This is a genomic window from Sulfodiicoccus acidiphilus (assembly GCF_003967175.1).
GTDB lineage: Archaea > Thermoproteota > Thermoprotei_A > Sulfolobales > Sulfolobaceae > Sulfodiicoccus > Sulfodiicoccus acidiphilus.
Window position 1 is genome coordinate 1,893,108 of sequence record NZ_AP018553.1, and the last position, 12,620, is coordinate 1,905,727.

At 54.1% G+C, this 12,620-nt stretch carries 8 protein-coding genes; 6 read left to right on the forward strand and 2 right to left on the reverse strand.

The window, feature by feature from the left end:
• Positions 1 to 1,601: 1,601 nt before the first annotated feature.
• On the reverse strand, positions 1,602 to 2,036 hold the full coding sequence (locus HS1genome_RS09580; RefSeq protein ID WP_126450783.1) for a hypothetical protein: 435 nt from the start codon (positions 2,034 to 2,036) through the stop codon (positions 1,602 to 1,604).
• An 870-nt stretch (positions 2,037 to 2,906) separates the two neighbouring features.
• Here HS1genome_RS09580 and HS1genome_RS09585 point away from each other — a divergent pair.
• From HS1genome_RS09585 to HS1genome_RS09600, 4 genes are read left to right on the forward strand one after another with little or no spacing between them, the layout of a single operon-like run.
• The gene (locus HS1genome_RS09585) at positions 2,907 to 5,852 is read left to right on the forward strand and encodes an ATP synthase subunit B family protein (RefSeq protein WP_126450784.1); all 2,946 of its coding nucleotides are present in this window, start codon (positions 2,907 to 2,909) and stop codon (positions 5,850 to 5,852) included.
• A gap of 4 nt (positions 5,853 to 5,856) precedes the next feature.
• Complete coding sequence (locus HS1genome_RS09590) at positions 5,857 to 6,876, forward strand: hypothetical protein (protein WP_126450785.1); 1,020 nt, start codon at positions 5,857 to 5,859, stop codon at positions 6,874 to 6,876.
• A gap of 5 nt (positions 6,877 to 6,881) precedes the next feature.
• Positions 6,882 to 8,519 carry a hypothetical protein gene (locus tag HS1genome_RS09595; protein ID WP_126450787.1) on the forward strand — a complete coding sequence of 546 codons (1,638 nt, stop codon included), beginning with the start codon at positions 6,882 to 6,884 and terminating at the stop codon, positions 8,517 to 8,519.
• Positions 8,512 to 9,324: a hypothetical protein gene (locus HS1genome_RS09600; RefSeq protein ID WP_126450789.1), complete on the forward strand. Its 813-nt coding sequence runs from the start codon at positions 8,512 to 8,514 to the stop codon at positions 9,322 to 9,324. The genes HS1genome_RS09595 and HS1genome_RS09600 overlap by 8 nt, the downstream gene beginning before the upstream one ends.
• A 135-nt stretch (positions 9,325 to 9,459) precedes the next feature.
• Here the strand turns inward: HS1genome_RS09600 and HS1genome_RS09605 are convergent, their stop codons facing one another.
• Complete coding sequence (locus tag HS1genome_RS09605; RefSeq protein WP_126450791.1) at positions 9,460 to 10,209, reverse strand: DUF973 family protein; 750 nt, start codon at positions 10,207 to 10,209, stop codon at positions 9,460 to 9,462.
• 825 nt (positions 10,210 to 11,034) lie between these two features.
• Between HS1genome_RS09605 and HS1genome_RS13095 the strand changes: the two genes are divergently transcribed.
• On the forward strand, positions 11,035 to 11,928 hold the full coding sequence (locus HS1genome_RS13095; protein WP_126450792.1) for a gamma-glutamyltransferase: 894 nt from the start codon (positions 11,035 to 11,037) through the stop codon (positions 11,926 to 11,928).
• Complete coding sequence (locus HS1genome_RS13100) at positions 11,868 to 12,620, forward strand: gamma-glutamyltransferase (protein WP_158613785.1); 753 nt, start codon at positions 11,868 to 11,870, stop codon at positions 12,618 to 12,620. The genes HS1genome_RS13095 and HS1genome_RS13100 overlap by 61 nt, the downstream gene beginning before the upstream one ends.

A 12,620-nucleotide genomic window follows, 5' to 3' on the forward strand; every position in this document is an offset into this window, starting at 1 on the left:
GGACACCTAAGGATAACTTAGGGCACAAGGAAAGTGAGACTATCTCATCCCTTGTTAGACGGCCTCAAGTTCCTCTGGAAGTGAGACGGAGTCGGGAAAGGTGCATCCATCATCAAGGGGGATCGTCCTGAGGTCAAATGTTCATAGGTTACTACCTAGCTGTGGCATTCCCAGTACACGTCGTTGTGCACATCATCTCGTTGTCACTTTACCACATTGTATGCGACGAGAATGCCCTCCAGTCACCCAAATCGCCACGCCCGTTTTGGCCCGTCTCTATTTCAAAATGAGTGGAGGGAGACATCACTAAACGCGCCGTTCCTCGACGAGTTCCTCTGGGACGTCGGATATCTATACCTTGTCCTCGATGAGGGACCGTGAGGTCAGGGTATTAGATCCTTAAGAGTCGCCCGTATGACAGTTGTATTGGCTAGGTAAAGTCTTCATGAACGATCTTCACTGTGATATGGTGGGTTTTGGCTTTTATTCTCATAGATTCAATTTATCGTCTCAGGGGTCATTTGGGCCGTCATATCGTAATTTATGCACTATTTTCTCGTGGGTCGCGACTCCCATATGTAACCTCTAGACTTGAAACCTCTAGACTTCTGGAAAGCTGATCTTAGGGGCCACAACGGTTGAAGTGCAGCGGCCGTTGCCTTTTTCTTTCTTCCTAGACTTACCCCCTCAAAGGAAGAAGTATACGGGGACCCAGATCACAGGTCAAGAACTACCCACAGACAGGCCCCTCGGTATGGCCTGTTAGGGAGGAGTAGATTAGTGACGTGGTGGCAGAGTTTCTACAGGAAACCGAACATAAGGACGGGGGGCTAGTGTTGGTGTCAAACGTCGTACACGTGCTCGTTAATGTTATCGACGAAGACGGTAAGAGGTATTACGTAGGTGGAATAGAAGCTCGCGGTAAGTCCACGACTTCGGGGGATTTTTGGCTTCAGTATTATAAAAAAGGAAGTCGGTTTCGACAGTACATAGTCACTTCCATGTTTAGTGGAGTATTACCGACTGGAGGTAAATGTAACCGGCGCAATGGCTTACCTCCGTCTATTCACACATGGAAGGAGGGGGGACTCGAGGTAGCGCCGAGGAGAGATGGACAGGGGAGCAAAGTGAGGTCTACACTTAACTGAAAACTGGACGAACCCATAGTCCCTACACGTGCTTCTCCTGTTGCGGATTTACATCACTCCCCCTAAGAGGGCTGAAGTCGCTCGACGAGCCCCCGATTTACACCCAGCGACCATTTCCGATTCATCTGACCTCCTCCCCGCCCTGAAGGGCGAGGTTTGTCCTCTTTTTTATCACATTCCCTAATTCCCTATCGATGCGAAACTGGTCATGCAGAAATAAATCATTTTTTAGTATAAAAAATAGAAAATACTTTTAATAGCTTGTAAAACGAAATTTAACCTCCCCTGAATGATCGGTGGTCAGGACTCCTTTGCGACTTCTATTTGTCGATGAATGTACCGTAATTGTTCCTTTATCTGGGGAAAGGCCTCAGCCTTCGGTGCCTGGTGCCCCCTGAGGACAAAAGTCCAAAGGAACTAACCTAGGGACTCCGACCCTTTCGAACTCACGGTTTAGCTCAGGACAAACTCGGCTATCTCTCTCGAGAGATCTGGGATGCTCTTGTCCCTTGTGCTGTACTCTAAATACCTCGCCTTAACTCCCCCGTTGTTAAGGCATTCTGTTAGCGCTCTTCCGCTCTTAACCTCTCCACAATCCAGTCCAGATCTGCTCAAAATTCCCGCGACTTCACCGTAGTTGGGCTTCCACAGGACTACTGGTTCCAGTACAACTAGATAAGCCCTACCTCTAAGAGCACCTAAATCCACGGTCGTGACCCCCGTAGCTACGGTGTTCACGAAGTCGCTTAGGATTACCGCCTTTCCCCCGAAGGTGGCCGCCAGCCTCAGGGCCGGTCCCACGTCGGTGTTGCCGACTTCACCCCTGCAGACGTCTAGGACTTTAGTACTAGTGTAAGTTCTAGTGTCGAGGACCCCTAAGGACTGCATGCGAGATCCAGAACGCGGGAACGTGTAAACCCACATTGATGGTAACTTTCGAGGCCCGGCCGTTGCTCTCAACCTGCCCAAGACCTGAGTGAGCAGCGACGACACGACCTCCCTGTTATGTGTGTTACAGATCGAACCGGAATTGTCGATGATCAGAGCGAAGTCCACAGGCATCACACTCCATTGCTGTTTTTTAAGCTGAAATGTAGAATGGTTTGTCCCTAAGCGTCGCCCAAATTTCTCAGCTTTAGTACCGACCTCAATCTGGGTTAACTCTTGGGCGATGGGAGGGGATCTGGCAACTATCTAAGCAACACCTTGTCACTACGTGAACTGCCCCGCCCTCAGGGACGAGGCGTCCTCCCGGTGAGTCCCGCTCCTCGGAGGGACCTCGATCTCCTTACGTAACGGAGGTTCCGTGGGACCGTCCTGTGGAAGAGGGGTCACGGAGGGTTTCCTCTCCACGGGCGTGAGTTCCCCCAGTCCCGAGGGTGCGACCCAGCTCTTTCAGTTAGGTCTGGTAAATACTGGGTTTTTATTACAATACGTTTCTATAATGGAGCCATCCGTCCTCACGGAAGGGGACTTCCGTCCCCTCGACCCCCGTAAAGTTAAATTGTGTACCCTGGTCGCTCGATGTCCTGCCTTACGTACTGTTAAGGAGTTCTCGTCCAATTGAAACTACTGCGGAAGGAGTGCTAGTTCACGAAATTATGGAGGAATTCCTCTAGATCACATGGTCATTCCACACACTCAGGAGTGATCTCGCCTATGTTTGTTATATATCGATTAGCTTCTCCTTCGATTAGCATAAAAAAGGTTGCTCCAAAAGGTTTATATTTTTCCTAAGCGGACTTCCCTTGATTTGGGTTGCCAATTACTCTTTACGCAATAGGCCTTGGGAACGTAGGGACAACCATATTGGCCCAGTTCGACGGTGGAATAGGAATCAAGGGTTCCGGGGCGAAACTTCAGGCCATAGACATGCATTTGAGTGACCTGCCACAAATAGAGAGGAAAGTAGGATCCGCCTCGAGTAGGATAACTTTCGTTCAACTCTCGGCCGATGAAGCGTACTTCAGGCAGGACAGGTTAAGAAAAAACACCTTTGAAACACCCAACTTGGCCTACCCTCCACTGAGGAGATATTGGGATCAATTAACGTCGATAATACAGTCCCTGGGAGTAGGCAAGGGAGTATCCAGGTATCGTCCGTTGGCGAGGTACTACCTAGGTGTCACCTCTGACAGGTTGGTGGGAGGGGTTAACAGCGCAGTGCAGGAGGTGTCCAGGGATAGACCAGGCAGACTTGGCGTCTTCTTCGTGCTCAATGGAGGCGGAGGGTTCGGCTCGGGGAGCTTCCTCGATGTGAGCAGCGTGGTGATGAACGCGCTTTCGACCTCTGGCATACCGTTCGAGTATCACCTCGTTCTCAACCTACCCGCAGGAGAGGGCAACGCTGTCACCTACTCCAAGGCAGACATGCCCCTGGGAGACCTACGGGACCTTCGGGCCGCGGCCGCCGCCTCGCTGGTCGACCTCCTGTGGCTCTCGTACTTGACCAAACTGAACGGGAAGTACAAAGACAGGGTCACGGAGAACGTGAGGAACTCCCTTCACATCGAGGACTACGGGCTAGCCGCAGTCTGGGACGGAACTAGTGAGTCCTACCTGATACTTACTACCTATCATGGACCGACAGGGAGCCTGGAGACGAAGTACTCTTACCACGACGTCTCCATGGCCATCATGTTAGCTCTGGCAAAAGAGGAGTTCTCTAGGACTTCTACGGGGGTGGACATGAGACCCCACCTGATGAAGGACAACGGAGAGGCGATGAGAGCTGGGATAATCAGGCAGAACCTCTCGGCCCTCTTAACTGAGTACCTAGGTAGAAAGGGGTGGTCCAGGACTGATCCAGACTTGCCCAACTTAACTTCGGTGCTCGCCCAACCGGTGATTATACCGACCATCTCGGCGTGGGTGGGTAGGATACCTGGGGAGAAGTTAGACGCCATAAGGAGATCGAACGAACAGGTGAAGCTGATCCAGTCCAGGCTGGAAAGCGAGAGGCCGAGGATCTCGGACATCGGTAAGAGGAAAAGCGAACTATCCAGTTCCGTTGACAGCGTCAACAAGCTCAAGGCGGAACTGTCCGCACTTAAGGAACAGTGTTCCGACCCGTCCAGAGAGGCGATCTGTGAGGGGATGTTGTCGGCAACAGCTAAGTTAACGGTTGACCCACTCAGGAACTGGATATCTAGCTTGAGCGAACTAGCAGGTGATCTCGCTGCTCAGAGGGCGGCCCTCCTACAGGAGTGCAAGACGTATGTAGACAGCGGAGAGAGGGGAGAAGTGTGCCTCAATCAGTTGACTCAATTGGGTAACGTGTTGGAACAGTCCACCACCTTCATGACCATACTGAGGGGGAGGGTGATTCCGATATCTGATGACGAGGTGAACAGCATGTTGAGAGATGCGGTTCCTGCAGAGGGCAACGCTCCCGAGGAAGTGAAGTCTAAGTACGTATCTTTGCTAGTCCTCAACAAATTGCTCCTAGACCTAGGAAACCCGAAGAGCGGGGCCCTAGGTAAACTTAACTCCGAGATGAACAACTTGGCTGAGATGCTGAGCAGAGTGAGGTCTGCCGCCGACTCACACAAGGGTCCCCTAAACCTGTGGGGTAGGTTACACAAGAGAATACTGAACGAAGCTGGCGACACCCTCCAGGACATCACCCAGGCTATGAAGGAGATCAACAAACAGGAGCTGTTCGGCGAGGCGGGGAGCTTCAACAAGTGGTTGAAGAGCATAGGTGAGGTCCAGAGCAAGGTCTTCTCTACGTTGGATCAACGACTAGGCACCGTGATGAACAGTCTAGGCAAGAGCGAGGAAGAGTACACTAGCGTGAGGACCACAATAAGCGACCTCGAGTCCAAGTTGGAACAGGCCACTGAGGAGTCGAGGAGGGCGGTCTCCGAGGGGTTGTCGGAGCTACTCAGGGACCTGTACACCTTGGACATGAGTGGGCTTCACGACGACCTCAGGAGGGAGCTGGAAACCTACCTGCAAGACCCAGGAAACCTCCAGGCCCTCATGGAGCAGGCCACGAGTGGGGGGTTGGGCATAGGGGACGTCTTCGAAGTGATGAGACAGAGAAAGGGAGACGACTACAGGCAGTTCCTTAACTCGTTAGCACAGGGCATGGCGGACGGAGTGGTAAGGAAAGCATTCGCCACAGTAGACGAGGGGGCGGTTAGGCACTACTTGGCGAGGCTTGGAGAGGATAAGGACATTAACGGCTACTACTACAGACCAGAGGGGTTCTACCTGGTCCACAGCAGGGACAACCTGCAGTTGGCGAGGCAACTGAGGCCCATGCTGGCGGCTAAGGCAGGAGTTAAAGAGGAAAGCGTCTCTCTAGTGCAGGTGGATAGCTCCAACAGCCTCCTAGCGCTTGTGGGATTCTACGTTGTTCCGTTGCTCCTCGTAGAAGAGGTGAGGGAGCAGTTAATGCCGGCCTTCTTCGAGAAGGTGAACCGCGTAGTGACGGGAGATTCCCCGAACAGCAGGAACTACGTTACTGAGGAGAGGGGGAAGCTCTACCTGTCCCTAGTTCAGACTCCATCAGCCTACGACGACAATACCCTGAAGAAGTTCCTCAAGGCCATGAGGCTAGTCCTCGAAATACAAGATCCTCAGGAGACCGCTCCTCAGGTAGCTGCACCTCAAGCGACTAACGTACAACCTCAGGACGACTCCAACACTTCACTCCCCGTGAAACCCACCACAGTTAACACGCAGGAGGGAAGATGACCTATTGTCCAAGAGAGTAGAAGAGGCTGAAGTCAGACCGTTCGACCCAGGAGAGATCCTAGCGGTGAAGGAGAGGGAGTACCACAGATCTCGGGTCGTCGCGGTCCTTGGGTACCCTGGGGCCGGGAAGACCGTCTTCCTGGCGGCTCTGACGTACTACTTCGACACCAACTACGACACTGGCATATCCTACCAAATCACGTACGGACAGGACTACTTGATGGAGACTAGAGATAGACTCCTTAAGGACGAAGTTCCACGGGGGAAAAACCTTCCCGACATACCCTTCACCGCAGCCGGGAGGAACTTCCCCATCGGGGTGAAGTTGTGGAGGAAGGAGAAGAAGTTTATAGGAGAGAGGACGGTGGAGGTCAACCTGACCCTGAACGACGCCGGAGGAGAGACATTCGAGGCCATGACCAACTACGTGAACAGGAAGCAGTTGGGTAAGTTCTACGCACATGTAACGGAGAAGGGAGAGGAGCTCAGGATCGACGATTCAGAAGCAGTTAGGCAGTACTTGAATCCGTTCGTGGCGAAGGTGACTAACTGCTTCACTGTTTCCGGTGGGGACTGTGTCAGGGGAGGCGCAGAGGAGCCGTTAGGCCCTCACACCCAGTTGCTCTACGCAGACAGGTACCTAGTGTTCATAGACGCCTCTAACCCAGAGCTATTTCACCCTGAGAAAGGAACGTCGTCAATGAGACAGTCCCAACTGCTCGACCTAGTTTTCCTCTCTTGGGCGGCGCAACAGGCTGTCCTGAGGGGGAGAAGGAGGTTTCCGAAGGTCCCCATAAGCATAGTCTTCACAAAGACCGACTTGCTGGAGAGGGACGAGGCTCTCTCCAGGCTGTCGGGTTTAGAATTGATGAACAGATTGGGAGGAACCTTCAGGAACGTGGCCCACAGGTACTTCCAGTACAGGGAGGACGACGTTCTCAAGATGTACGTGAGGCGGGACGGAGACGTCCTCGCAGCTCCCTTCCCCCAGATCAACAGGTTAGTAAATCAGTTGTTGGAGTGATGGGTTTGCCCATCCTTCAAATGGTGGAGATGCGGGTTCAGGGAAGAGGATATAGCGTAGCCGCTCGATCACCGGGCACGAAGTTACTGAAGCCGGAGAGCTTGGGTGGGATCTCTAGCACTGATGGGGTAAAGGATCGTAGGAGGGACTTCACGTCAATTAGGACTTCCTTCACAACGGAGTTAGGAAACGGACAGGACTCAGGCATGTACGCCATTGTGACAGTGCTTAAGGGCATGAAGGAGTCTCCAGACGGAAGAGACAACGTGTTCGTCCACACTATGATCATTCCGGAGCCAGAGTACAGGGAGAGGAAGTACGATCCGTCTCCCCTCCTGAAGTTGACTGACGAACTTTACAGAATTAGGGAGGACCTGATGGTGGGGAAGGTGAAGGAACTCGAGGAGCCAAAGATCCCTGAAGGAGATGGCCAGGTGAGTTGTGGCGAGGGGAAGGAGTTGGCCATGATCTGGGCTTACTCCGTCCTCAACGGAAACGTGGGTGGGACGGCGGAGACCAGTTGCGAACCCCACCAGGCTCTCCTAGCCATGATAAGGGCTCTCCCCCTCAACCTCAGGTTGAGCAACTTCGCCTCGATCAGTGAGGCGGAGGAGTCTCCTAATCCAGCTAACCGCTCGTCGACGTTCTACGTGATGAAGGGGAGACCCGCCAGAGCTCCTAGCAGTAACGTACTAGACCCTGTCGCCGAAGTCCTGGATCAGTTGAGGAGAGCGAAGAGGGAAGAGTTGGAGATGGAGGTAAGCCCAACGGGCCACCTTGATGTCGATCTCAAGTACTGGGCGTACATATCTCAGTGGAACGCTAAAGTCAGGGATCCTCGTCTACGTCGCTACATCTTAGAGAACTCGCCTCCAGACGACCTTAGCAAGTGGATTGAAGGGGTTGGGTTAGACGAGAAGGAAATTTCGCGGGCGCTCTCGGCTTACCTCACCAGAGGTAGAACGAGATCCCCTCTCCCTCCTAGGGAGGACAAGTGCAGTGCGTTGGCTAGGTCGCTCAACTCCCTCTCTGGCAAGCTCTCCCACGAGCTGGGAAGGGCGTTGGAAGAGAATTGCCCCAGGATCTTGAGCTCTCTGAGTCCGAAGCTTAAGGTGGAACTCGGATTGAGAGCGGAGACCTCGGAACTATCGGAACCGGATCTGGCTCTTGAGGCATTGCGTGACCCCGAGAACGGGAAGAGAGCAATTCAAGCCCTCTTTCAAGATGTCGAAAGATTGTTGGAGTCCAAGGTGTTCCAAAGCGGGTCATTTCCTTTCGGCAGGAGATCGGCTCCAACCGATCTGGAGGTTAAGGAATTCGTAAAGGAGGCGATAGTGTTAGACGGGAAAGTTTTCGCGTTCGGAGAGAGGCTTAGGGAGTTAGGGGAAGTTGGGAGAGATAGGAGGGACCTATTCTCGAAAGTGAAGGGTGAACGAGACAAGTACTTGAGCAAACTCTACGAGCTAGTCCACGAGAGAAGGGGTGTTTGCAGTGATGTGTTGAAGGACGTCAAGAGGTCTGATGGTAAGGACGACCTTTACTACCACGTAGTTGAGCTCCTGTGTGAGCACCTCCCCTCCAGGGGAAGGAAGTTCAGGGAGGCCCTACTTGAGCTGCACAAGGAGCTGGTAGAGTTTGACTGAGTGTGGAGAAGTTTACCGTCGAGCGGCAAAGGCCTTAGTTGAGAGGAACTTGGGGGTGCTCAGGTCCGCGGTGAGGGAGATGGAGGAGTGCAGTACTACCTCATTTAGGGCCCTCTCCGACGCCCTAAACTCCTGCACAAAGAACGAGGTGTCCTGCGAGAGGAAGCTCGGCGTAGGGGCTGTTCAACTATCCGAAGAGAAGGGACTTCTCCCATCTGAGGTGTGTTCACTACTCGCTGCGGCTGAGCAACTCCTGTCAAGCTCCGACATGGAATACGACGGGTGGCTCATGGCCGCCAGGAACAAGTCAGTCATCCTAGGTTGTGAGAGAGATCCGTTGATGAACTGCGTGGGTGACAGGGTAGCGGTTCCCGCACTAGTCGTGGACTGGAGGGAGTTCGCGAGGTCATTGAAGGAAAGGGGAGGCACGGAGTGTCAAGACACGGTCAACTTCCAAGAGTTCTCGGTCGTGAAGGGAGACAGACTTAGGGGTCGGGACTACATGAAGACGTCGAGTAACGTAATAGTGGAGTTGGACATCGCTGGCAGAGACAACGTCGCACGAGACGGAGAACTGCGGAGCGGACTCTCCAAGCTCAGGTTCGAGAGGGTGATGCTCTTACTGAAGAACTGGGGAGACTTCACCTACGCTCCGGAGCTGTTGGGGTACTACACTGACCCCGAGGGGGCCTTGAGGAAGTACCTGTCCTCAAGGTGGCCATTATTGTGGAGGACGATAAGGGGAAAGAGGGTCTCACGGCTAGAGTTGGACGAGGTTATACGGGAACTCGAGGGTGAGGAATAGATCGGGGGTTCAGCGAAACTTCGAACTTCAGGCTTTCTGTGGAACCACTAGGCCGCAGCTGAGGCGAAGGCCATAGCACAGCTCCACCTCCAGATTTGGACGCGGGTGTCCCTTACTTGGCCATAAGGTCGTTCTTCAACTCGTGACGGTGGCGTACACGGTGGAACCGTTCTCTAGGAGTAGCCTCAGCTTGTACTCCGTTCCCTGCACCACGGCCGGCGGAACGTAAGAGAACGTAATCTCGACCCTATTCTCACCGGGTTTGAGGGAGGATGGTTGTATGGCCACCGCCGTCGAGGCCAACCCCTCTATCGTAGCTGAGGTCAGGCCGATCGGCAAATTGGAGTAAAGCGTCAAAGTGGCGACGTTTCCCCTCAAGCTCCCCTGTCCCACCTGGTACACCTGTGCGGGTTGCTGGACCTGGGGGGTCTGGGGAGTCAGTGAAGCTGGGACCTGATAGAGGATGTTCCCTAGTCCAACGTAGGAGACGATGAACCCTATGAAAGATATGAACCCTATGGGTATGGCGGTGAGTATCCCCCCGACTTTGGTGGTTCCGTTGTTGTACTTCTCCCCCACGAAGTATAGTGCTAACCCTACTAGTATGACTCCGATCAGATCAAGGATCGGTATGACGAGGAGTATTGAACCTATCCTACCTAGGTTCGCGTTCGGGACGTACGGCGTCAACATCTTGAACCCCCTGTAGAGCCTGATTAAGGCCAGTATCCCTAGGATTAGGGCCACCACCAGCAACACTCCGGCTAGCACAGGGCCACCGACGAAGGAGATTATCCCTATGAACCCCACCAGGATGGAGATCATCCCGAACACCATCCCGCCCCTGATCCGTTCGATCCCGTCCCGTTCCTGTTGCGAGGACATAATGCATAACGGCAAGTCCACCTATTTATACTTTCTTCACAGAGAACAGTCCATGGCTTTACAGTCGCTCCAAAGATGTATCGCCACCGTCTGTCGGCGTAAAGCGCGTCATCACGTATCAGCTAAGGTTGGGATCCCCATTCAATGCGGATTTATCTCTCGCTGTTATAACTGTTTCTCCGATCTAACAGGGATGGGACGCCACTTTCTTGGAGCCCTGAAGTGGGTTGAGGTTGGATAGTGGTGGAGAGACCAGCTGCACAACACGAGGGGCAAACGGGGTCAATTCATCCCAAAACTTAGAGGGCACGTCCATGGGAGGTGAGCTCCATCGGAAGGTTCAACGAGTTTTACCGTAGAGCGGGAAACATATCGGGTCACGTGAGTGAACTTCGCGTGAGCGAACGGAGGACGCCGCGACCTCGTGACTTAACTGTGAGGGTGTCACAGACACACTAAGGATATGGTCGGCGTCAACAGTCCAAAGGCCCCTCATCAGCGCAAACCCTTCGATGCCACTAGGAGATCCTCCAGATAGAAGTGTGCTTAAACGGAGCGAAGCGCGGCCCTTCCACTTTACCGCGATTCAACTGAACTTCGTGGACCACAGCTCGATCTGCCGACGAGGTGGCTGCTTTTGAATTACTTCAGTGAGTCGTTAGAACAACCTTAAGATTCAACGTGGGTTCCTCAGGTCCGCCCAACTTCCCACAGAGCGAGACATGTAGCGAACAGGCTGTGGGAGAACCTGGTATGGGGACTAAAGAGGGAAAGTCGGCTGAGCTCGTCCATTAACTATTAATTTCGTCCTACACATGAAGCCTCATGTTTGCCGTAGCGACCGACCACGAGCTCTCCACCGGGGCCGCGGTCGAAGTTCTAATGAAGGGAGGAAACGCGGTGGATGCGGCCATCGCCGCGTCCGTGGCACTGAGCGTCGTCGACCCATACATGTCTGGGTTGGGAGGGTTCGGGGTGGCCATAGTGAAGAGAGACAAAGTTTACGGACTCAACTTCGTCGGTACCGCCCCTCGCGAGCTCAGGGCAGAGCTCCTCACTCGGGAAGATCCTTGGGAGGAGTACAGGCCCTCGTTCGATGGTCCACTGTCTGTGCTAGTTCCAGGTTCCGTAGCAGGTTGGGGTGAACTGCACGCCAAGTTCGGTACCTTGGACTGGAAGGAGGTGGTACTCCCTGCGATTAGGTTGGCCAGAGGACACGTAGTCACGGAGAGGATTTGGAAGTTCTACGAGGGAATAAAGGGAAGGGCGGGGCAGTTTCACGCAAACTACGAGACTTTCTACAAGGACGGCAGGTTTCCGCTACCTGGGGAAACGTTGAGACAGCCGGACCTCGCGAGTACTCTCGAGACCTTGGCAGACGAGGGATGGAGGTCCTTCTACTCCGGGACACTAGCCAAGAAGACGGTGGAAGCTGTCAGGGAACAGGGAGGACTCATGGACGATGAGGACCTTAGGAACTACTCCCCGGTGTGGGTAGACCCGATCGAGGTGAGCCACGGTAACTACGTAGTTTACTCCCTCCCTCAGGGAACCTCAGGGCCAACTGTGCTGGAGTGGTTGAACGTAGTAGAGGAGCTAGATCCGCGGGGGACTGGAGATCGGGGGAGTTCGCCCATCTCTTCCTCGAAGCAGGGAAGTTGGCGCTCAGGGACGACGACATTTGGAACACTGGAAAGGACTACTACAGGGTGCCCCTAGACTTCCTCCTGAGCAGACAGAGGGCTAAGTCGCTCGCTGGGAAGGTCTCTAACGAGGCTAAGTTCTACCCCAAGGTTGGGAGGAGCGTGTACGGCGAACACACGACTAGCCTATCAGTGGTCGACGACGACGTTTCGGTCACCATCACGATGACCCAGATGTACGGCTTCGAAAGGAACGGACTTCTGAGGGGCCTGGGGTTCAACTTGAACGACGGAGCGTGTTACTTCAGCCTCGACCCCGCGGACAAGGAGAGGGTGGAGCCTGGCCAGAGGCCACGCTTCCCGCTCTCTCCAGTGGTGGCCGTGAGCGAAGAAAGGACGGTGACCATGGGGGCCGCCGGAGGTTGGACGATCCCACAGACCGTGACCCTCACCCTACTCAAGTCCCTGAGGTTCGGGGCTGCAGTGAACGACGCTGTCAACTCGCCACGCTACCTCATGAGATACAGGACAAACTCCATCCCTTACCCTCCCGGGACGGAGGTCGAGGTTGAGGAAGGGATACCCTCGGATACCATCAATTACCTGAGGGCGAGAGGACACGTTTTGGCCAGACACACTCCACTGGGAGGGGTTCCTTCGGGGCCCTCAACGGGGTGGAGGTGCGCGGAGGGAGGCCCGTTCCAGGAGCGGACGGGAGGAGGAAGGGGTCTGGCGCTGTGGGCTGAACTTTTTACCCGGCTCAAGTAA

Excerpts from the sequence above, each read along its gene's own strand:
- HS1genome_RS09605 (WP_126450791.1), bottom strand. The coding sequence starts at position 10,209 with ATGTCCTCGCAACAGGAACGGGACGGGATCGAACGGATCAGGGGCGGG.
- HS1genome_RS13095 (WP_126450792.1), top strand. The coding sequence starts at position 11,035 with ATGTTTGCCGTAGCGACCGACCACGAGCTCTCCACCGGGGCCGCGGTC.
- HS1genome_RS09580 (WP_126450783.1), bottom strand. The coding sequence starts at position 2,036 with ATGCAGTCCTTAGGGGTCCTCGACACTAGAACTTACACTAGTACTAAA.